We start from the raw sequence: 21,636 nt of genomic DNA on the forward strand, positions 1-21,636 counted from the left end.
CCTTACATCTCCGCCCCCGCGCCCCCGCCGCCCCCCCACGCCGCCGCCCCCCCCCCCCCCCCCCCCCCCCCCCCCACCCCAACACACCGCCCGCCCCGGCGCCCCCCCCCCCGGCCCCCCCCCCCCGGCTGCTCGTGAACCTCGCCCGGTCTTCTTCGGCAGGCTTCAGCGATCTTGCCCCGTTCGGCTTCGCGCCCCTGGCGCGGGGCAGCCTGTCGGCTGCTACTGGCAAGTACCTGGTCGGGTGCAGGCGGGGACGCCCACTCTTAACAACGGCTTCTTCAAGTATCCCCGACAATCGGCTGCTATGCGTTGGATGGTCATCGCATGAAGTTGATCAGAACGTTCCTCCGATTCGGACACCTCCCCGCCCAAGGGTTACAAGGTGCCCCCACCCCTCTAATCGATCCGGGTCGACTCGCCGTGCACCGCCGGCGTGGAAAGGGCGCCCGAGGCGCCCTTCATTTCAGATCGGCTGTCAGCAGGGCCGTCTTCGCGTTGCGTATCAGAAGCGGTAGGTGACACCTGCGCCTATCAACCACGGATCGAGCGCAGCCTTCCCCGTCAGCTTCGCGCCGTCGACCGTGACGTCGAAGTCTGGCTTGAGGAAAAGCTTCTTCACGTCGAAGTTGACGCCCCAGTGCTGATCCACCATGTAGTCGAACCCGACCTGCAGCGCGGCGCCGAACGTGTTCCTAACCTTGAGAGCGTCGGCGCTGCCGACATCCTGGTTATAGAATATCGTGTAGTTCACGCCGGCACCAACATAGGGCTTGAAAGCGCCGAAATTGGTAACATGATACTGCAATGTGAGCGTAGGCGGCAGCAGCCAAACCTTGCCGATCTTGCCCAGCCCGCCGATCGCTCCTTGGCCCCCGATGTTTGCATAGGTGGTGCCGAGTATGAGCTCGGCGGCGATGTTGTCCGTGAAGAAATAGGAGATATCGAGTTCCGGCGTCACCGTGTTCGAATAGGAGAGATCGGAGCCGGGCACTGCTTTGACGTAGCCCGAATCCTCAGTGACGACCCCCAACGCACGCAGGCGGATCTGCCAAGGGCTTGGCGCTTCCGTGACCGAGGCTCCCGCCTGCGGGACGCTCGCGGCTTGCGCAAGGTCCGCCGCGACGGCCTGCTGTCCCATCACGATGAGGAAAACGGCCGCTGTTACTCCCCGTGCCGCGCGCATTTGGTTTCTCGCCATGATATTCTCTCCTTGCTGTTTAGAAATGATGCACTGAACTACGAAAAGTCTTGTTCGAATTGCGTGATTGGCGGAGCGCTCATGCGCAGTTTGCGTGGGACCGCGCACCCATTATTTGCGCCGTGCTCGCAATCATCGACCTGTACTCACTTAGAAGTAAGCGGGATAACCAAAGGCCAGCAGCTTTGCGGCCGTCTTACGCGCGTGACCCGGGTGGGACGCGGTCGTCCCGCTTCGTGGTGGCGAGCAGGATCGGCGGATAGGCGGCAAGGGTGGTCCCGGCGCCATAGTAGTGCGGATTTCCGGCATCTTGCCAGAATTGTAGAGGTACTGACCGCGGCGCGTGATCACGGGAACCTTGTCAGGACTGTCGAAGATGGCTGTCAGGGCGTCGTGGTCGCGATCGAATTGCGTTCCACCGAAGTGCTCCAGGGTCCTGGCCGACCGGCTAGCGGCCCAGTCAAGTGCCCGTTCGCCTTCTACATCTTCGAGCCAAAGATGGGGATCATCGTCGGGAGCATTCAGCGTTGGGCGGAAATCGAATGCGGTCATGCCCGGATAACCCGAAGAGTGATGTCGCCTGGAAAACAGGCGCAAAGTCTTCTGTCCCGGGAAAGCTCAGTTTTCGCGGCGGCGACCGCATGTTCGGCGCGCATGATCATGGGATGATTTCTCCTCTGTCCGTGCCGCAGCGCGTTTTGCGGACTGCGTTGCAGGTGTCGTGCCAAATGAGAAAATCATTTCATAACAACGCGATCACCCTGATGGCGCTGTGTCTCATATCCGACATCGTCGAAGATCCGACAACGAATGCAGCCGTGACCGCCTGATAGAACCTCGTTTGCCAGCTCGGTGGGCACTGCGGAATAAGCAGTGAAGCTCACCGCGAAACTGGCCGAGCTTCGGATCGGACTCGGCGACGGGGCGATCGACGACCACTACGTCGCCGGTGTCGGGCGCGGCACAGCCTGAGGACTCTGCGGCGGCGATCATTGAATAACTGCGTTTAGGATGGCTCCATCCTGGCCCACCGATGGGCGCGCAAAAGACTGCTTTGCGACCTCGTCCCTCCGCCTGGCTTGAGTCGCAGGGACCGAATGGCGCACGTGCTTTTGAAATCGGCAGAGTGGTCATAACGCAATTGTCTTCCGGCTATCTTTACGGAGATTCGACAATCGAGTTGGTGAAGGTCCCATATCGCGCAAATCATTGATGCGCTTAGGTCTGGGCTTGCGCCCTTCCGCAATCATCTAATCAAGAGCATCGATCCGACACCAACATCGAGAATTGCTTCCCCATGAGAGAGGCCTCGCGACGGACATGAGATTGCGTCACTATTCATGATCGCGGCCTCCGAGGATGTCGGGATCGAGCCAGTGCAACGGCACGATACGGCGAAGGATCTGGCAGCTCTTGCAACTGCCGACCTCGATGGACAAGGCATATCGCGATCCCGGCAGAGACACAGGGTTCTGCACTGTCCGTTCATGAAGACTGTGCTGGTCTCCATAAGAGAAGTATTCTGGTGCAGAAGGTGCCCGATTAGCTATTCGGAAAAAGGCGACATCGACGTGCAAATCGGGCGCCGCCGTGAGGCGTCCCCCTCAATGTCGGATTTCGGACAGGATCGTAAATCCGCCAACCCATTGTTTAGTAAAATTTCCTTCTCTGGCACGGCCCATGCATGGGACTCTGCGAAACGCATCAGCGAGACGTCATCCATGATCATGCGCACCGAAAATGCCGTCGCCGCACAAAAACCGCGCTCTCGCCTGCCATCAAGCCGCCGAAAGGCCGGCGCGTCATGGTTGAGGCGGGCGATTGCGCCGGCCTCAAACACCTTAATGGGCCTGGAAAGCGTCTCGCGTGACCGCGACGCGGGCATCCAGACGGGCGGAAAGGACACACGTCGTTGCCCCACGTCGCCGGCATGACCCGTCGATTGTCACCGCGCTGGAATGCTCGGCTCCACATTCGACTACCCGAACGCGATGGACAAATTCTCGCAAATCCGGTCGGGACCGGGGCTCGAAAAGGTCCGCGAGGGGCCCAATGGCTATGGCCGATACTAGCCGCGAACAAGCCGCCTAGTGGGAAGATTCTATTGGAGGAAAGCAAGTGGAGTTATCTTGCGTTGGAGTCGGTGCTGGGCCGTCGAATTTGAGTCTTGCGTGTCAGATACACGAGCAAATTGGACAAGGGGCGCTGTTCCTGGATCGGCAAGTCGACTTCCGTTGGCATCCAGGCATCGCTTTCGATTCCTCAGAGCTCCAGGTGAGCCACTTCAAGGATCTGGTCACGCTGGTGAATCCGCGATCAGCCTACACTTTCGTAAACTACCTGTACGAGAACGGGCGTCTGTACCACTTCCTAAACGCACAGTTCGAGGCTGTGTTCAGAGCTGAGTTTGAGCAGTACCTGAACTGGGCCTTCCACAGGAACCCACTTGTCCGTGGCGGCGAGACCGTGCACGAAATCCGCTTTGACGGCGAGTTTCGGGTGCGGACGGATAAGGCGGTTCTCGGCGCCAGAAACGTCGTGGTCGGCATTGGCAAGCAGGCGCAAATTCCGCCTCAGTTTCAGGGCTGGACTGGACGCAACCTGTTCCACTCATCTGTTTTACTGCACATCCATCCCGAGGTGCGGAGAAAGCATGTCTGCCTGGTCGGCGGAGGCCAGTCGGGAGCCGAGGTGATGTTGCATCTTGTCGGCCTGCCGAAAGAACGGCGGCCTGCCTCGATCACTTGGGTCTCGCAGCGCGAAAACTATCTGCCTCTGGACAACAGCCCGTTCACAAACGAGTTGTTCATGCCCTGCTTTTCAGATCGTTTCGCGGCGATGAGCGAGTCGCAGCGTAAGCTGCTCCTGCGGCGTTTCGTGCTTGCCTCGGACGGCATTTCGGAAAGCACGTTGCGCGCGATCTATCAGGCGCTGTACCGCCACGCATTTGTCGAGCCAAACCGATGCGACATCACACTGCGGCCGGGCTGCACCGTCTCGCACTGCATCAACGCCGGCGCAGGTCACAGGCTGACCCTGCAGCACGGCATGGACGAGGTCGAAGAAGTCACGGCTGACATCGTCATCCTGGCCACCGGTTACGAGAACGCGGTGCCAGACTTCTTGGAACCCATCGCGCACCGGCTGGAGCAGATCGACAATGAATTAGCTATTCGCGAGGATTTTTCGGTGAGCTGGGACGGACCGCGTGACAGACGCATCTTCGTACAAAACGCGAGCCTCGGGCAGCGCGGCCTGGCCGATCCGAACCTAAGCCTGCTGGCCTGGCGCGCGCGCCGCATCCTCGATAGCCTTCTTGGGCGCGCGCCATGCGCGAACCCCAAGCATCCTGGCTTCATCAGCCATACCTCGATCGAGAGCTGGCCCGCCCCCGCAGCCGAAGAAATGGGCAGCGGGATATGACTCGTAGACTTTTGATCATCGGCGGTGGCATCCTAGGAATCATGTCCGCCTCCGCTGCGGCGAAGGCCGGAGGCTTCTCCGAAATCATCGTGACCGAACAAGCCCTTGGACCAAGCGGCGCATCGCATTATTCTGGGGGCGTGCATTTCCCCTACGGTTGTCAAGACCGTACCAGATCGCTCACTCGAAAGAGCGCGGTGGTCTTGGCGGCCATGGCTGGGTCGGCGGTCAGCGGATGGTGCCGGCCTTTAGCGATGCGTGTCGTGGCTGGACCGGGTGAAGCGATTGATCCGGCCCAGTTTACGGAACCCCTGGACCCGGCTGAGCCTGACATAGGCAGTCTCGCGCCGAGCTTCTGCGGACAATATCCGCCGGAGCGGAACGCACTTAGCATCGCCGTCCCACATGACGTGAGTCCGTCTCCGTGGACCCGCAACTTGACCAGCGCCCGACTGCCCTAATTGGGATGTCCGACCAACCAGTCTTTCCAACAGGAGGCTTTTCGCATGTTGACTGATGCACAAAGAGAAAAGTGGCACAAAGACGGATACGTCAGGCTCGAAAGGTTCTTCGCTCCAGCGGCTCAGGAAGATATCTCTACTTTTGTCGAAGATATGTCACGCTGGGATGTCAGCGATGATAAATGGCTCATGTGGTTCGAGAAGACGACGGACAATCGAAAGATCATCTCTAAGATGGAGAATTTTCTCGACTTCCATGATCCATTGCGTCGTTTGCTCTTAGAAGATCAGCGCATAAAGTCAGCGGTCGAGGATTTGCTTGGCGAAGATTCGCGCAGGCTCAAGGAGTTGCTGATTTTCCACTACCCCGACAGCGGCGGCTATCTCCCGCATCAGGACATTTATCACATTCCACACAAACTCCCCGACCGGATGGTCCATGCGGTGGTTGCCATAGGCATCGACGACTCCGACCCGGAAAACGGCGGGCTTTTCTTCAGCCCCGGCAACCACAAGAAGGGGGTGTTTCCCATGGATGCCGGTGGGGTGATCGATCCTCAAGTCGCCGAAATGTTCTCCTGGGAACCCGTAGTATGGAAGGCTGGCGACATCTTCGTCTTCGACGATTACGCACCGCACTACTCACGACCGAACAAAAGCAATCGTTCGCGGCGGACACTCTACTTGGTGTTCCAGCGTGCTTCAACCGGTGGACCGACCCGCGCTGAATATAACGTGCTTAAGCGTGCCCTTAACCCGCCCGAGGGCAAAGTGGCCGATCTCGACAAACTCAAGCCCCCAAATGGTATTTTCTATCGCGATTGAGCTCACGCAGCCAGGCGGAGGCATGCACACGAAACTGATCGACCGCTCAAAGATGCGGGAGAGTATGGCGTTCTGGTTTGCGGGCTCGCGGAGCATCGACCGCAGCCCGTTAAGACGCTTCGGCACGTGGATTGTGGAGGTGGTCGCAGGCGGTCTTCTGTGGCGCCTACAGCCCGACTGGTGCCCCCTGGTCGCCCGCCTGGCGGCCCAGAGCTGCACGTCCTGGCCGGGGCCGCGAACGGGTCGGGCTACCGTTTCTCTCCACGAATTGCACGGGAGGCTGTTGCGTTGGCAGCCGAAGGTCCCACTGCTTCAACAGCTTAGGTTCGTTGTCATGCGCAAATACACGTTTTCTCGAACGGAGCTGTCGCGGGCGTTCGGTATCGACACGGCCACGCTTGGAACGGGCAGCGCTCGTACGGGGTTTTCATTCGGAAAGGTTGGACCCGGCGTCACATCCGAGCCCCATCGGCACGACGAAATCGAGGCCTTCGTGATCCTGTCAGGATCGGGCAAGGTTAGGACCGACCTTGGGGAAATCTCGGTCGAGGCGGGCGATGTCGTTCTGTTCCACCCTTTTGAAGCGCATGTGCTGCGCAACGACGGAAACGAAGACCTAGATTTCGTCGATGTCTACTGGCGAGACGGAGAGGCCGCCCTTGATGCCGCTGCAAAGACCACGGCTCCACGCGGGCCGATCTTCGTCTTCTCCACGCCGCCAACGCCAAATGGCGATCTGCATCTGGGGCATCTTTCTGGCCCCTATTTCGGCGCCGACGTCTATACTCGTTTCCTGCGCATGAAAGGAGTCGAAGCATATCACCTCACTGGAAGCGATGACAACCAGAGCTACGTCACGACACGCGCCGATGCCGATCAATCCACGCCTGCAAACGTGGCGCGCTACTACGCCGACGAGATTCGCGCCACGCTTGCACTTCTCGATTGTGACGTCCACAGCTTCCAACCCACAATGGGCGATGACGGTTACGGCCAGTTTCAAGCCGCGTGTTTCCGCAGTCTTCTGAGCAGCACGGCGGTAGATCTGCGCCAGAGCCCTGCGCTTTTCGATGCTATGACAGGCCACTATCTTTACGAACCAGATGTTAGCGGCCTCTGCCCCGATTGCGGCGGCTCCGCCGGTGGCAACATCTGCGAGGAATGCGGCGCCCCAAACCTTTGCCACGACTTGGGTGCAGCCCGGTCACGGCAGTCTGCCGAGGCGCCGCTGGTCGGCTCCGTCCGCCGCCCGGAACTTGCCATGGACCGATGCTACGACAATATCGACCGGCATCTAAGGGCGTCGGGCGTCCCGCTACGGATCTTGGATCTCTTTGCGCGCCTACGCCTACGCGGCAACTTTTCAGTGCCCATTACCCACCCCTCGGACTGGGGCCTGCCAGCCGAAGGGTTCCCGGGGCAGGTGATCTGGGTCTGGCCGGAAATGGCCTTCGGTTTTCTTTACAACATCCAGGCGCTCGGCCGCTCGCTGGGTCGCGACTGGAAGGCGGAGATGCCCGGCAACGACTGGCAGATTGTCCATTTCTTCGGCTTCGACAATTCGTTCTACCACGCGCTACTCTACCCCGCTCTTTACGCCGAGGTCTTCTCCCACTGGACGCCACGCATCCACTATCACGTCAACGAGTTCTACCTGCTCGACGGCAAGAAGTTCTCAACCAGCTGCCGCCATGCGGTCTGGGGCAAGGAGGTTCTGAGCCCAAAGACAGTCGACGTCGTGCGCCTCCATTTGGGCCTGACACGCCCGGAAGGTGAGCGGACGGATTTCATGTTGGACGCGCTGCGCCGCACCGAGAACGAGGTGTTCCAAGGGATTTGGCTGAACTGGCTTGATGCGTTGAACCAGGAAATCAAGCAGGATTTTGGTGGCAGTGTGCCCGACGCAGGCGACTGGAGTCCGGCCGACCGCGCCTTCTTTGCTCGGATAGAGACCTATCGCGCAGCGATGGAGCGCACTTATTCGGACGAGGGCTTCTCGGTCCGGTGCGCGGCCGCGCAGGTCTGCGATTTCGTGCGCCATTGCGTGATCTACCGTCGGGCGCAAGACTATCCGGCGCCGCGACGTCTCTATCCCGCCCGCATCCGGACTTCGCTCGCCCTTCAGACGACGGCTGCTGCGATCCTGGCACAGACACTCGCCCCGCTGATGCCTCGATTCGCCAGAACGCTGGCGCGAGGCATCGATGGCGTCTCAACCGAAACATGGCCCCGGTCCGTCCAGCGCCTTGCGCCCGGGACGCGCTTTGATCTCGGACCCGTGTTGGTGTTCTACGCCAAATCCGGCAATCCTCATCTCGATGAGGAGGAAGCACTATGAGCCCAAAGGTGCACCAGTGAGCTATCCCAATCTCGACCAGATCTGCGCGGCAATCAAAGCCGATGATGCCAAATATCTTTACTCGCTGTCACTGGCGACCGAAGCCGCTATCAGACGGTAGAGACCAGATTGGCGGACCTGAACCAACGCATCGTCGGCACCCTGGCCCGCGCCTTCGAGGACCGCTCGGCCGATCGCTTCCCAGCCCTTGCTGTTTCGTGCCGCAAATGCCGTGTGGGCTCGACTGCGCTGACCAACCTCTTCGGCATCGCGGGATTTCCGTCCTCCAGCCGGTCAAGACTGTCATGCGATTCGAGGCGCTTGGTCAACCTGGCGCGCCCTGGATCGTGCGCCGATCACCGGAAATGTCGAATGCGAATGCCTGCCTGATGGTATCTTCGATTCTGTCCGAGCCTGTACCGGCGCGGCAGTCGGCCGAAGAACAACTGAGCTACTGACAATCGAAAGGTAGCAGGTTCAAAATTCTGCCCAGAAACCGGATATTGCGCACAAACCGGCGTTCACGATCGCGATGGTGCACAAGCTTCCAACCAGACCCGCGCAACGACAGCCCGTCGCCTGAAGTCGGCGAGGGCCGCCAAATCCGTCGCAAGCCTATCCTCCGTCACATGCACGCCGTCTTCGCCGACAATGCAGACGCTTGTCTCGTCGAGAGATAAGTCCAGCCAGGGTGCCTTCAGGATTGCGTGTTTGCTCGGGTACGGAGCCGCCCCTCAGTTCCCAATCGAGGAGCGATCCTACAATTCACATATTTGGAAATCGCTCGCTAGGTTACCCGTCTGTGAACCCTGCAAGCCGAAAATTCAGATTCCGCCCATGCAGAGATACTTCATTTCTAGGTAGTCCTCGAGGCCATGGCGGGATCCCTCCCGCCCGATGCCGGACTGTTTTATCCCACCGAACGGCGCCGCTTCTGAAGACATCCGGCCGGTATTTACCCCGACCATTCCATATTCCAAGGCCTCGGCCACACGCCAGACACGCTTCAGGTTGGAGGCATAAAAGTAGGCCGCGAGGCCGTAGATCGTGTCGTTGGCCTCACGCACGACCTGATCCGCATCTTTGAAGCGAATAATCGGTGCCAACGGCCCGAATGTCTCTTCTTGCGCGACGGTCATCTCGCTGGAGACACCGGTCAGGACTGTCGGTTGGAAAAACGTGCCATTCGTGCCGATGCGTTTGCCCCCGCAGCGAATTGCGCCGCCTTTGGCGACGGCATCGGCAATATGGGATTCGATCTTGGCCAATGCGCGCTTGTCGATGAGCGGTCCGATGTCCACTCCGGGAGCGAAACCATCACCAACTTGAAGGTGGCGAGCCCGTTGCACGAATTTCTCGACGAACTCGTCGTGAACGCCCGACTGGACGTACAGGCGGTTCGCCGAAACGCAGGTCTGGCCGGCATTGCGGAACTTCGCCTGGATCGCACCGTCAACCGCGGCATCGATATCGGCATCATCGAAGACGATGAAAGGTGCATTGCCGCCGAGCTCAAGGCTGACTTTTTTGATCTGGTCCGAGCACTGGCGCATGAGAAGGCGCCCGATCTCAGTCGACCCGGTGAAGCTGATCTTGCGGACCTTGGGATTGGTACAAAGTTCGCGGCCGACCGCGTCACCTTCTGACGCATAGATCAGGTTGACGACGCCTTCGGGAAAGCCAGCCTGATGGGCGAGGGCGAACATTGCTCCCGCCACGAGCGGCGTCTGTTCAGCGGGCTTGAGGACGATCGTGCAGCCCGCCGCCAAGGCTGGCGAGATTTTGCGCGCCACCATCGAGGCCGGGAAATTCCATGGCGTTATCGTGCCAACAACTCCGATGGGCTGCTTGATTACCAGCATTCGGCGGTCCATCGATGGTGCGGAGATCGTCTCGCCATAGACGCGATTGGCCTCCTCGGCGTACCATTGCAGATACGCCGCAGCATGCGATATCTCCGACTTGGCTTCGGCAAGCGGCTTGCCCATCTCCGCGATGAGAATCGCGGCGAGATCGTCGGCGTGGTCGATGATCAACTGATGCCATCGCCATAGAACGTCGCTGCGCTCACGTGCGGTCAGCCCTGCCCATCCAGGCTGCGCGACATAGGCCTTGTCGATCGCAGCGCATGTCTCCTCGACACCCATGTCGGGTAGTTCTGCCAGCACTTCGCCAGTCGACGGGTTGAGGACCTCGAATGTCCGCTCGCTAATCCGCGTGCCAAGTGCCGGCAGGCGATCAATGGGTCCAAACAGGTCGGGGGATCTCAGGTGACGGATCATCGGCAGGCACAGGGGCAATACCGGATTCCTCCTCAACGCAGCAGGTATATATAGCAGGTGCGGTGTGTACTCCGCGACGTCCGGGTTCCTTATAGGGCCTCGGCCAGACAGCTGGTAGACCACGGTACCCGACTGGAAAGGGAGAATACCTGAATACGCTAGAAGATGCCTCGCGGTTCTACTAGTCGAACGATTGAACAACGGACATCGGCTTCGCCAGCCGCGCGGAGTGGATGCTGGTGGCCTGCGCCTACAATCTGCGGACCACGAATCGGCGACTCTATCCACTCGAAGAGAGGCTGGCCTGAGGAGGAGCGCACCCCAATAATGACGCCTATACCGGCAAATGCCTGGCAAGGCCCGCGAAAACCGCTCCTCGCGGCTTTAAACAGATCCCGTTTACCGGGCGAGCGCCCGCAAGATGAGAAAGAGGATGGAGAGGAACAGGGTGGCGAAGGCGCGCCGAGGGAAGACCGGCCGGCGCATTTGCATGGGCATGGAGCTCATGATCAATTCCCCGCCTGTTGCTGCGGCAAAAGATAGCCTGTGGTCGAATGGTCGAGCACCAGATAACGCGCGGCGACCGCCTTGACCTCGTCGGTGGTGACCTTGCGGACGCGGTCCGGCCTCTCGAGCACGTCCTTCACATTGCCACCGGTGGTGAGCGTCTTGCCATAAATGTTGGCGATGTGGTCCAGCTCGTCGTGCGCAAAAATCACCGAGCGGATATAGCGGTCTTTGGCCTTGTCCAGCTCGTCGCTGGTGACGCCATCCTTGGCGATCCGGGCGACTTCGGCAACGGCCGCCGCTTCGAGATCGACGAGCTTTGCATCGCCGCGCGGCGAGCCGGAGATAGTGAAATTGGTGTCGTCTAGCATGGTGCCCTGGAAGGAGGCGCCGGCCGCCGAGGCTATGCCTTGCTTGACGACAAGCTCCTGATATAGCCGGCTGCGGTTACCGCCGCCGAGTATCTCGGCCAGCAGGTCGAGCGCCTCGGCCTCCCCGGGCTCTGCCGTATGATAGGACGGCACCACCCATTGAGTGGAAAAGCTCGGCATCGAAACGCGCGCATCGGTCAGCGTCACTGTGCGCCTGGTCTTCTGCTCCGGCTCGACCGGGCGGTTGCGCGGGGGCAGGTCCGGCCCGCGCACAACCTTGCCATAGGTCTTCTCGGCCAGCGCCTTCACCGTCTCAGGCTCTACGTCGCCGGCCACCACCAGCACGGCGTTGTTCGGTCGGTAGTATTCGTTGTAGATGGTGAATGCGTCGGTGCCGTTCAGCTTCTCCATCTCCTGCATCCAGCCGATGACCGGAATGCGGTAGGGCTGGTTCTGCCGCAACGTCGCGTTGACCTCCTCGTCCAGCAGAGCATGTAGGTTCGTCTCTGTGCGCCAACGGCGCTCCTCCAGGATCACGTCGCGCTCGGTCTTGATATCATCGTCGTTGAGGATGAGGTTGAACATGCGATCGGCCTCGAAGCCCATCATCTCACCCAACGCCGAGGGCGCCACCGTCTCGAGGAAGGTGGTGTAGTCATAGGCGGTGAAGGCGTTATTGTAGCCGCCGATGGCTGAGACGGCTCGGTCGAACTCGCCGGCGGCGTGGTTGGTCGTCGCCTTGAACATCAGATGCTTGAGGAAATGGGCAAGGCCTGATTTGCCGGGTGGCTCGTCGGCGCTGCCGATCTTGTACCAGACCATATGAGTGACGATCGGCGCGCGGTGATCCGGGATGACGACCACTTCCATACCGTTGTCGAGCAGGAAATCCGTCACTTTGCCGCCGTCGGTGGCGGCCAGAGCCGGAGTGGTCGTCACCAGAGCCAGCGCGATGGCAGTGAACGCCTTGCGCAGCCAGGGGGACGATCGATGGCTCCGGTTGTGGTGGCTGGTCGAAAGGCAAGGTTCGAGGCAAAGTGATTTGTTCCTCATTTTGATGAAGTCGCTGCGTCCCCGTCTCCCCGCGTGGGAGGATCGGGGGGCAGCGCCGAGCCAGATGAACAAGCTCTTCATGGTGCCAGGCCCTACTCGAGCCTCATCTTTGGATGAACCCAGGAGACCTGCGGCAGTATTTCTTGGTGAGGTGATCATGGGACGGATTCTCCTTGGTCCGCGACGCCTTGCGGATGACCAAGCATGCACCGTGCCAGATCAGAAAACCGTTCGAGGCAGTAGACAAAATCGGGCTCTGCCATGTTGCGCATCCGACATTGTCGGACATCGGACAGGGCCGAACGCGACGCGCGCGCGGCTGAGAATATCTTCTTCGTTCGGACGACGATTGGGCGCGCTGCCGGGAGGGGCATAGGATGCGCTTCGAAGGCCGCTGCACTGACGGTGAGAATGGAGATGTTGGTCGCCCCAGCGGAACCCTCTCCTCGACAGCCAGACCGGGTCGATGCTGAACGGGCAGAGGCGCGAGGAGCGTAGCGAACTCGAGCGCGGAGCCTGCTCGCGCGCGCAGACGGATCTGATCAAAGATCGGCGAGTTGGGCGATATCCGCGAGGCGCTGGAAAACGAAGATCGTAGGACTCGGGCGGGAAAGAAGGATGCGGTGGCGCGCTTCTGGCGTAATGCGCCTGCCGCGAGGCCGTCGAGCCTGATGAGTTGGTGCGGGAAAGGGGAGTGTTTGCGCGGGACCTTGGTCAAACGTAAGCAACAACCGTCGAGCTCGCCGTGGATGGGCATGCAGGCACGTTTGTCGCTGGAGGACAGCAGCACGGAAGCTGTCCGCGCTTGCCGTCGTCGCTGGGTACCAAACAGGAGAATTTGGCGGTCGCGATCGAATTCATCTGCGTAAATACCGCCTGGCTGTGCTCGGTTTGCCGGCGAACAGATTTTGCCTTCTTTGCGGCTGCAAACGCATCCCTGGCGGCGTGGTCCCTAAGGTCAAGAGCATCGGGTGAGTAACAGCCTGATCCTGCTCAATCTGATGCGCGCCAACCGCCTCGCCGGATTGTGGAACCGCTCGCGGGTAGCTTCTACCACAAACAGCAAGGTCATGAAATCAAGTAGGAAGTCGTCGATCGCTTGGGCGATTGTTTCTGACTTGCCCTTGAACTGGTCCAGCAAAACGCGCGCGTTATCGATCGCTTCCACGCTGGTGGCATCGATCAACCCCTCGACCCTCTTGAAACAATCCAATTCGAAACTCCTTCAAGCGCTTGCCAAGCCGTTATGCACGAAGGTAGCTCCGTGAACTACCCGCCTTTGACTTGGCGGCACGAGCAGCGGTCGGCCTTACGTCCCGTGCCTCCAAGCACCAGCCATAGACGTGGCGCTGAGGAGCGTTGGAAGGATCGGGCGCTTCCGGCCATGCTCGAGCGGTAGTGTAGGACACTGCTTGCTGGCGACTTCGGCCAAAATGGAGTGCGCCAGCTGATCGGGGCTTAACAATTTTTCGCTTTTTGCTGCGCCCAAGTCTCGGCTATGAGTCGGGCAGGCCTGATGGCCTGCCCACGTTGCAATTGTTAAGGAGGAACACGTATATGCCTACTGGAACGGTAAAGTGGTTCAACAGCACCAAGGGGTTTGGATTTATCCAGCCCGACAATGGCGGTCCGGATGTTTTCGTCCACATTTCCGCTGTCGAACGCGCGGGCCTCTCGACCCTCGCTGACGGCCAGAAGATCAACTATGAGATCGAGCAGGATCGCCGCACTGGCAAATCCTCCGCTGGCAGCCTCAGCAAAGCTGGTTGAAATTTCTGCGTCCTGGCAAGAGTGGGCGCGTAGGTCCGGAGGTCCTCACGGCCGCTCGATAGGAGCGAGCAAAAACTGAGGGCAGCAGATTGCTGCAGGCGTCGCGAATTCCTCATGAAACAAAGTTGTTTGAAAGGAAGGCGGGGTTGGCCCCGCCTTTTTATATGACGCGCAGATTAAGCCGATGGCTGCAACGCTCGAGAACGAATCTCGATTGCCGAAATCAAGCCGCGACCTTCTTGCGGGTTCGCTTCGTCGGCGCCGGCTCCGGCGCTTCCGGCGCTTTCGGTTTGCGGCCGAGCCCCATTGTCTTGGCCAATGACGAGCGCGCCGCGGCGTAGTTCGGCGCGACCATGGGATAATCCGCCGGCAGGCCCCATTTGGCCCGATATCCATCCGGCGTCAGCCCATAGTGGGTCGACAGATGGCGCTTTAGCGATTTGAATTTCTTCCCGTCCTCAAGGGAGATGATGTAGTCCGGTGTCACCGACTTCCTGATCGGGACTGCAGGCGTAAGGGCAACCGGCTCTTTTGCAGAGACACCTCCGGCCGTCCCTTTCAGAGCCGCGTGCACTTGGCCGATGAGGGCAGGGAGATCCCCCACCGGGATCGGATTGTTGGAGACATAGGCTGAGACGACATCGGCCGTGAGCTCGATGAGGGTGTCGATGTTTTTTTCGGCTTCTTCTGTCATGAAACTCTCCAGGCGGCGTGAAACACAGTCGGCGAAGCGTCGCTTCATAGTGGCGGTCGCCGCTGAAAGCAACAAAGGTCTCGACACGATTGTCTCGACACGATTATTGCGATGCTCGTCCAGCGAGATCTATGGCGCGGTATCCCGCCGTCGTGATCGTTGATCCGTCCGTTGTTGGTGACCTGCCGCGGTGCTTGCGCATTTTCAGGCGCGTCTCGGCCGTAAGCTTTGCGCCGAAATGACCGGTAATCTCGAAACGAAGCCGGCTATTTCTGTTTCGCCATCCTCTCTTTGGCTGTGAAATCCATGGCAGAGCAGTGGCCGCTTCCTGGTGGCGCGTGGAGGAACTATCAAGCGTGGATTCGCAATGGTCGAAACGATGTAGATTCATCCGGTGAGCCGCTCTCGCAGCAGGATGTTAGGGATTGGACCGCTGGTAAACCGAGGACATCACGCCGCTGCTTTGCTATTGAACCGCTATCGCTGTGACAACACATTCCGCAATGGTGGGCGGGTGTAGAGGAGGCGCCTTACGCAAACTAGCGGTTCAGCAGGTCGGGAGGAACGCATGAGCTCAGGGACTTCCAGCAGCCCACTTTTCGTAAGGCGTGCAGCGCACATCGTGCAAGAGATTGCCAGTCCTGCGGATGCTATCGATTTTCTCAACGAATGGCCACAAGATCGCAGAGACCGGATCCACGAAGCCGCCCTCAGCGCGTGCTTTGATGGATACAACGGAAGAAAACCTGCGAGCGCAGCGCGCAAGAGTTTTTTCCGCTTTGCGAAACAGGTCGTCATATTGGAAGATGCAACCTCCGCGATGCAATGGCTCGCTGCCTGCATGTCGGACAGTGGAAAAGCGCAAGTATAGGCGTCGCAGTCGTGTGAGGCTGGAGCGGGCACGCCGACGAGGTTATTGTATCCAGATTTCGCCGGCATCTGGAGCGTACTATAGCGAACAAACAATATTTTGCGCCCTATGGCGATATTAATCATCTTGTTGTATTTGTAAATCAGCTTCTCGCGGGAGGACTGCAATGTTTTCGATATGAAACCACTGCGTGGGACTTGGTTCTCTCAAATTCGTGACGGTAAATTGCCGTGTAGTTATTGCAAAGATGTTGTCCCATTGAAGCAAGATGATAAACGAAGCCAAAATTGTGCTCCGTCGTCTGCCAGTATTCGCTCGATGGAGGCTATAGGCCTCACAAGCCAATCAAAACAGCTACTCGGGCGCCCTTTGAAATTTGTGTAATTTTGCTCACCCGAAACGGCCCTCTACAGTCGAAATAAGATCGTCCCGCAAAGGTGCTACGAGACACTATCGCGGATCGATTTGGGCCCACGTCGATCTGACGAAGGCAGGCGGAAGTCGAGCAGGACCTGCTGCGGAACAGATAACCGGCCCCAAACCGAATCGGACACGGTGGCGGCCCCGATTTCTTCATAGTTGAAGGCGCAGAGAGAACCGAAGCACGGCTCCGGCGCCGCCGCTTGCCGAGCAGCGATCCCTCCGCCTCCCTGAAATCCAGTCGAGAAGAGCGTTCAATTCCGGGACAGTCCAACCTCTGCCGCAAAAACAGGTGTCAGACCACCCGGTCCTCTCCCGCAACTGATCTAGCGCAGGGCGTTCATGAGCCGCATATCCCAGAGTGGCTGCGTGCACGACGCAGCGAGATCATTTATGAAAATCCTATTCAGTACGATGGCTGTCCCCTTGCTGACAGCCATCGCTTTTGCTGCGGATTCGATCCCCGCAGACCTCAGAGAAACGGCACTGGCCACTTTCAAGGCTTTGCCACCCACCACGCCGGTAGTCGCTAACAACCCGATCACACCGGAGAAGATCGCCCTCGGCAAGGCACTGTTCTTCGATCCACGCGTCTCGGCGTCAGGCGTCTTGTCGTGCAACTCGTGCCACAACTTGGCCACCGGCGGCGACGACAATCATGAAACCTCGATCGGCCATGGTTGGCAGAAGGGACCGCGCAACGCGCCGACTGTACTAAACGCTGTCTTCAACATCGCCCAGTTCTGGGACGGTCGTGCCGAAGACCTGAAGGCTCAGGCGAAGGGACCGGTCCAAGCCGGCGTCGAAATGGCCAATACACCGGGTCAAGTCATGGCCACGCTCAAGTCGATGCCGCAATATCTCGAGTGGTTCGATGCAGCTTTTCCGGCTGAAGCCGATCGCGTCACCTTCGACAACGTCGCCAAGGCAATCGAAGCCTTCGAGGCGACACTTGTCACGCCGGCCCCCTTCGACGGCTTCCTCAATGGCGATGACGCCGCCATGACTTCCGAACAGAAACAGGGCCTGGCGCTTTTCATGGACAAAGGCTGCTCGTCCTGTCATGCCGGCATCAACGTTGGTGGGGAAGCCTATTACCCATTCGGCCTCGTGGAACAGCCCAGCGCCGAGGTCCTGCCGGAAAAAGACAAGGGCCGATTTGCGGTCACCAATGCAGCCGACGATTCCTATGTTTTCCGCGTGGCGCCGCTGCGCAACGTTGCACTCACCGCGCCATACTTTCATTCGGGCAAGGTTTGGGATCTGAAACAGGCCGTTGCCATCATGGGAACCACCCAGCTTGGCGTGGTACTGGCGGACGAAGAAGTCGACCTGCTTGTTGCCTTCCTGAACTCGCTGACCGGAAAGGCACCCGAGGTCGCCTATCCCATCTTACCCGCCGAAACGGCGACAACACCCCGGCCTATAATGCAGATCTTAGGAAAATAACGGCCAGCTGACTGCGGAACATCGCAATTGGCAATGATTGCGACTTTTACTGGGACGAGACGATCGCGACCTCCATGAGAACGCAAATGGCTCGTTTCCAAAGTGCAGACACTGCTTCCGTCACCAGCTCGTTGCGATGGAATCATGTTTGGGATCTGCCGTGCGACATGCCAAGGAAGGCGTCTGACGCATGAGGCTCGCGCGCTGTCGATACCGCGCGGCGGCCGGCCATCGCGCTGGCGGCCGAATAGCCGCGCGCCCGAGTGACCGGCCCCCCCCCTAGGGCGATGGGGCAGCCACTCCGTCCTCCATGTCCAGCGATTCTTCGACTGCTTCCGGATTCGGGGCGATGGTCCAAAGGAGAGTATTCGCCGCTGCATCCGGTTCCGAGCGACCTTGCTCCCAGTTTCGAAGCGTTGCCAGATCGAGACCATATCTCACGGAGAACGCCTCCTGGGACAGCTTCGTGCGATCCCGGACTTCGCGAACGCTTATCGGCCGCGGCGCATGAACCTTCGCGATCACTCCTGCGGACGAGAGTTCATCCTTCAGTGCCCGAAGGTCGTCGACGCAAGGAACCGTCACGAATGCCTTCCCGTGATCAACCATCTGCGTGAGGACCGCGTGGGCCGTCCTCAGCGGCAGCTGTCTCCTGACGAGAGCCCGAGCAGCCTCAGGAGTATTCGCGCCGTGAAGAAAGCTGAGGCTCAGTCGGACCGGAAAGCCTGACGATACCCGGACGACGTCCCGGGTTCGCACCCGTTGTCCGAACCGCTCCATGAACTTCGATGTAGTCGACATTAAGCTTCTCCGCGATCACTCGACCGAGCTTGCGCAATTTGGACCATCCCCACTGGAGGCATCGCGATAAAAGTACGCCAAACAACGCTAAGGGAGAACAAGCAGTGATCTGATTTCGTTCGACGCTCGTTTTCGAGAGCCGTTCTGGGTCGTTCGCAATCAACTGTGTAGGCCAGCGGAGCGAGCAAGGAGCGCCAGATCCGGACAGGGCTGAGTGGGGTGTTTCTCCGAAAGGTGGGCCATGCCCTAAGGGACACGAGATGTAGTGGATTCGTCGATCCGCGCTGTTTCGATTCGCGCACCCGGGCACAACGCTGGGATAAGTCCCATCAGATGCTCTCCGGTGGCCGTCATCTGTTTAGCTGACATTGGGCCGAGGGCTTCCAGCACGAGCCACATGGCGCGGGTATCGACCGTGACCATGGTGCGCCGCCCCTGCCGCCAGTTCCAGCGGCGGCACGTGACACCGGCATCATCGCACCAGATGACTTCGCCCGGTTCGGGATGCTCGGTTACCATTTCACCTTGCTCGATCGTGTCGAATGGCTCCGCTCCCTTCGCAATTAAAAGTCTCGGGACCCCCTGGTAAAGATCGAGATCCTCCCCGCCAATCGGAACGCCATACAACACGCTGACGGCATTGTAGGCATCAACAAGTGGGGAAATCCGCGGGAGAGAGCCATCTTTCCGCACCCGCTTGAGAAGCGCGGCGGCCGAGCACGGCGTTCGATTGGCTTTTGTGCCGAAAGCCTCGTAGGCAACGGCCCACGCCGCAAGATGCGCGTCCTTTTGGGCGTCATCGCGAAGCGCGGCCTGTTCCGCCGCCGCGATCGTGTCGTTCAACGCCTGTGCATCCGGCACGTCGATTTCAGCGTTCCGCACCACAATGCTGATCAGATGAAAATCCGGGTAGCGGGCCTTGATCTCGGGGTCAATCAATGGCGTGAAAGACATGGGAAGCTCTTTTCTCATGGGGAGGCTTTGCGCTGCGGGTCGTTCGGGAAATGTTTGAAGAAAGGTGCTTGTCGAGCGTCCAGATCTTCTGGCATCGGCATGGTGCATGCCGCACCATGGATAATTCCATCATTCGGCCGTGGACAAGGCCTGGTTAGAGATCGTCGATTATGTCTTGCGGGTGCTTGAGCCCGCTCGGCCGGCAACAAGCTACGCCTCCGCCAGATCCTCCATTTCATAAAAGGCAGCGGGCGCGATATGGATGTGAAGCAGTTTTCCTTGCCGCATGCATCGCTCTCGGAAATTCGTCTCGCACGAAAAATCTGCCGCCAAACTGGCCTGATCAACAGCACCAGTTGCATGGCGTATTCCCAGTCCAGTTGGCTTTGCAACGAAACGCGGTTCAGCCCAAGGATCGGTTTCCTCGCCAGCACGCCACGTCCCGCCGTTTTAGCCACCGTGTCCCGGCAACGCGTCTTGCACCTGCTTGACAACCGCTCGCAGGATCTCAATGCCCTTCTCGATTTGCCGAATGCTCAAGGCGGCATAGCCCATGACAAGCCCCACGCGATCGATGTGGCCTTCGTCCGATTGCCGCTCGTAAAGGGGCGAGATCAGGTGCAGCCCCAGGCCCGCGCCTCGGGCGGCTTCGACCATGGTCGTTTCCCGCGATCGCGGCAGTTCGTCGAACCAAACGACGACGTGCAGACCGGCCTCTGCTCCCTGGACAGCGATGCGATCTCCGAAGCTGCGCCGCAAGGCGCCCAACAACGTCTCCCGACGCTCGCCGTTCAGCCTGCGCACACGCCGCACATGGCTTTCGTAGCCGCCACTCTCGAACAAACAGGCCAGAGCCTCCTGTTCAGCCACCGGCGAATGCCGGTCCGCGAATTGTTTGGCGGTAGCGAAGACCTCCTGCAATTCCGTCGGGACGACGAGGTAGCCGATACGCAGCATCGGCGAGAGCGTTTTGGAGATCGTGCCGAGGTAGATGACAGCCCCGTGGTCCTCGAGACTGTGCAGCGGAGGGACCGGATTGATGTCGTAGCGATATTCGCTGTCGTAGTCGTCCTCGATCACATAGGCATTGTTGTGCCGCGCCCATTCCAGAAGCTGATGGCGGCGCGCGATCGGCATGACGCCGCCCAGCGGAAACTGATGCGATGGCGTGACATAGGCCAGTCGCGCCCCGATCCCCGCCAGCAACTCCGTCTTCATCCCGTCCTCGTCGACGGTGACCGGGATGGGCGAGGCACCCGTACTGGCAAAGACCTGACGCGCCATCCTATAGCACGGGTCCTCGATGACAAAGCGGTCGGCGGGATCGAGAAGCAGGCGCGCGCACAGGTCGAGGCCCTGCTGCGAACCGTTGACGATGATGATCTGCTCGAGGTCGCAGCTCAGGGTTCGGGCGCGCCAGAGATAGCCCTGGAGCGCTTGGCGCAGCCGGCGCGAGCCGCGCGGATCCTCATAGGCAAGACGCAACGGGCGCTGCCCCATCGCCTCGTTCATCGCACGTTTCCAGACCAATGCGGGGAAGTCTGACGACGCCAGGTCGCCATAGCGGAAATCGACCTTCAGCCCAGTCGGCAGATAATCCGGCCAGGGCGGCGTGACGCGCAGTCGGCCGCCATAGGCGGACAGAAGAACCGAGCCGACCCGTTTCGCAGGCGTGCGGCTTGTCTCAGGACCGATCAACGAAGATGCAACGCGGGGTCGTGCGCCTTTACGGACGTCGATGAAACCTTCCGCAGCCAGTTGCTCATAGGCGACCGTCACCGTCGTTCGCGAAACCCCAAGGTCATTTGCGAGGCCTCGGGAGGACGGCAGCTGACTGCCGGTTTCGTAGACACTTCCGAGGATCTGCTCGCGAAGAGCCTCGTAGATCTGGCGTGCACCCATCGCGTGCGTGCGACCTGCAGAACCGGCACTTGAAGACTGGACCATTTCATTCATCGCCAACTGGATATTTCACATTGGCCAGTTTGCCGGCAATCTTTCGGAAACCCAAGAAAGATCTAGAGGCCGAATGACCCGCTCCTATCAATCCGAGACCGATGCTCTCACGCGGTCGCTCAACGACACCGGTCCCGGATTCGCCACTCGGGCGATCCATCATGGCTACGATCCCGCCGGCTTTTCCAATGCCGTTCAGCCGCCAGTCTTCTTGACCTCGACCTATGGATTCGAAAGCGTGGCAGCGAACGAGGCCGCCG

17 protein-coding genes and 1 pseudogene are annotated in these 21,636 nt (G+C 59.7%); 9 read left to right on the forward strand and 9 right to left on the reverse strand.

Translation table 11 applies throughout. The features are described 5' to 3' along the window. Window positions 1–505: 505 nt before the first annotated feature. Both NKJ32_RS32045 and NKJ32_RS32050 read right to left on the reverse strand, forming a co-directional pair. On the reverse strand, window positions 506–1,186 hold the full coding sequence (locus NKJ32_RS32045; RefSeq protein WP_031260882.1) for an OmpW/AlkL family protein: 681 nt from the start codon (window positions 1,184–1,186) through the stop codon (window positions 506–508). A 165-nt stretch (window positions 1,187–1,351) separates the two neighbouring features. Continuing rightward, window positions 1,352–1,753: a hypothetical protein gene (locus tag NKJ32_RS32050; protein ID WP_352830042.1), complete on the reverse strand. Its 402-nt coding sequence runs from the start codon at window positions 1,751–1,753 to the stop codon at window positions 1,352–1,354. Between NKJ32_RS32050 and NKJ32_RS32055 the strand changes: the two genes are divergently transcribed. From NKJ32_RS32055 to NKJ32_RS32075, 5 genes are all read left to right on the forward strand, one after another. Next, window positions 1,744–2,031: a hypothetical protein gene (locus NKJ32_RS32055; RefSeq protein ID WP_352830044.1), complete on the forward strand. Its 288-nt coding sequence runs from the start codon at window positions 1,744–1,746 to the stop codon at window positions 2,029–2,031. The two genes, NKJ32_RS32050 and NKJ32_RS32055, sit on opposite strands and share 10 nt — an antisense overlap. 510 nt (window positions 2,032–2,541) lie before the next feature. Further along, window positions 2,542–3,135 carry a hypothetical protein gene (locus NKJ32_RS32060; protein ID WP_352830046.1) on the forward strand — a complete coding sequence of 198 codons (594 nt, stop codon included), beginning with the start codon at window positions 2,542–2,544 and terminating at the stop codon, window positions 3,133–3,135. A gap of 184 nt (window positions 3,136–3,319) precedes the next feature. Then, a complete protein-coding gene (locus NKJ32_RS32065; protein WP_352830048.1) occupies window positions 3,320–4,624 on the forward strand; it encodes a lysine N(6)-hydroxylase/L-ornithine N(5)-oxygenase family protein in 1,305 nt (434 codons plus the stop codon). A 506-nt stretch (window positions 4,625–5,130) separates the two neighbouring features. Beyond that, the gene (locus NKJ32_RS32070; RefSeq protein WP_352830050.1) at window positions 5,131–5,910 is read left to right on the forward strand and encodes a phytanoyl-CoA dioxygenase family protein; all 780 of its coding nucleotides are present in this window, start codon (window positions 5,131–5,133) and stop codon (window positions 5,908–5,910) included. 334 nt (window positions 5,911–6,244) lie between these two features. Further along, window positions 6,245–8,248, forward strand: a complete 2,004-nt coding sequence (locus NKJ32_RS32075) for a class I tRNA ligase family protein (protein ID WP_352830051.1) — start codon at window positions 6,245–6,247, stop codon at window positions 8,246–8,248. A gap of 824 nt (window positions 8,249–9,072) precedes the next feature. Here the strand turns inward: NKJ32_RS32075 and NKJ32_RS32080 are convergent. The 3 genes from NKJ32_RS32080 to NKJ32_RS32090 all read right to left on the reverse strand — a co-directional run bounded on the left by NKJ32_RS32080 (window position 9,073) and on the right by NKJ32_RS32090 (window position 13,647). Next, window positions 9,073–10,530: an NAD-dependent succinate-semialdehyde dehydrogenase gene (locus tag NKJ32_RS32080; protein WP_352830062.1), complete on the reverse strand. Its 1,458-nt coding sequence runs from the start codon at window positions 10,528–10,530 to the stop codon at window positions 9,073–9,075. Window positions 10,531–11,039: 509 nt separating this feature from the next. After that, a complete protein-coding gene (locus NKJ32_RS32085; RefSeq protein ID WP_352830053.1) occupies window positions 11,040–12,461 on the reverse strand; it encodes a M16 family metallopeptidase in 1,422 nt (473 codons plus the stop codon). 958 nt (window positions 12,462–13,419) lie between these two features. Then, window positions 13,420–13,647, reverse strand: coding sequence for a hypothetical protein (locus NKJ32_RS32090; protein ID WP_352473851.1), 228 nt, complete (start codon window positions 13,645–13,647; stop codon window positions 13,420–13,422). A gap of 371 nt (window positions 13,648–14,018) precedes the next feature. Between NKJ32_RS32090 and NKJ32_RS32095 the strand changes: the two genes are divergently transcribed. Next, window positions 14,019–14,231 carry a cold-shock protein gene (locus tag NKJ32_RS32095; protein ID WP_023679670.1) on the forward strand — a complete coding sequence of 71 codons (213 nt, stop codon included), beginning with the start codon at window positions 14,019–14,021 and terminating at the stop codon, window positions 14,229–14,231. 223 nt (window positions 14,232–14,454) lie between these two features. On the opposite strand, the gene NKJ32_RS32100 is transcribed toward NKJ32_RS32095, so the two are convergent. Further along, window positions 14,455–14,925: a Ros/MucR family transcriptional regulator gene (locus tag NKJ32_RS32100; RefSeq protein ID WP_352684092.1), complete on the reverse strand. Its 471-nt coding sequence runs from the start codon at window positions 14,923–14,925 to the stop codon at window positions 14,455–14,457. Between the two features lie 568 nt (window positions 14,926–15,493). On the opposite strand from NKJ32_RS32100, the gene NKJ32_RS32105 reads away from it, so the two are divergent. Together NKJ32_RS32105 and NKJ32_RS32110 are read left to right on the forward strand one after the other, a co-directional pair. Further along, window positions 15,494–15,796, forward strand: a complete 303-nt coding sequence (locus NKJ32_RS32105) for a DUF982 domain-containing protein (protein ID WP_352830055.1) — start codon at window positions 15,494–15,496, stop codon at window positions 15,794–15,796. Window positions 15,797–16,609: 813 nt separating this feature from the next. Then, window positions 16,610–17,665 (forward strand): cytochrome-c peroxidase, encoded by a 1,056-nt coding sequence (locus tag NKJ32_RS32110; protein ID WP_352830057.1) that lies wholly within the window; start codon window positions 16,610–16,612, stop codon window positions 17,663–17,665. A gap of 279 nt (window positions 17,666–17,944) precedes the next feature. Here the strand turns inward: NKJ32_RS32110 and NKJ32_RS32115 are convergent, their stop codons facing one another. The 3 genes from NKJ32_RS32115 to pdxR all read right to left on the reverse strand — a co-directional run bounded on the left by NKJ32_RS32115 (window position 17,945) and on the right by pdxR (window position 21,367). Then, window positions 17,945–18,466 carry a helix-turn-helix domain-containing protein gene (locus tag NKJ32_RS32115; RefSeq protein WP_352830058.1) on the reverse strand — a complete coding sequence of 174 codons (522 nt, stop codon included), beginning with the start codon at window positions 18,464–18,466 and terminating at the stop codon, window positions 17,945–17,947. 246 nt (window positions 18,467–18,712) lie between these two features. Next, window positions 18,713–19,420: a B3/B4 domain-containing protein gene (locus tag NKJ32_RS32120; RefSeq protein WP_352830060.1), complete on the reverse strand. Its 708-nt coding sequence runs from the start codon at window positions 19,418–19,420 to the stop codon at window positions 18,713–18,715. Between the two features lie 450 nt (window positions 19,421–19,870). Continuing rightward, on the reverse strand, window positions 19,871–21,367 hold the full coding sequence (gene pdxR / locus NKJ32_RS32130) for a MocR-like pyridoxine biosynthesis transcription factor PdxR (RefSeq protein WP_502902717.1): 1,497 nt from the start codon (window positions 21,365–21,367) through the stop codon (window positions 19,871–19,873). 82 nt (window positions 21,368–21,449) lie between these two features. Between pdxR and NKJ32_RS32135 the strand changes: the two are divergent. Continuing rightward, window positions 21,450–21,636 (forward strand): annotated as a pseudogene (locus NKJ32_RS32135) (methionine gamma-lyase); the annotation flags it as partial.

Origin of the sequence: Mesorhizobium sp. M0159 (assembly GCF_040322295.1) — a bacterium.
In the GTDB taxonomy this organism is placed as follows: domain Bacteria; phylum Pseudomonadota; class Alphaproteobacteria; order Rhizobiales; family Rhizobiaceae; genus Mesorhizobium.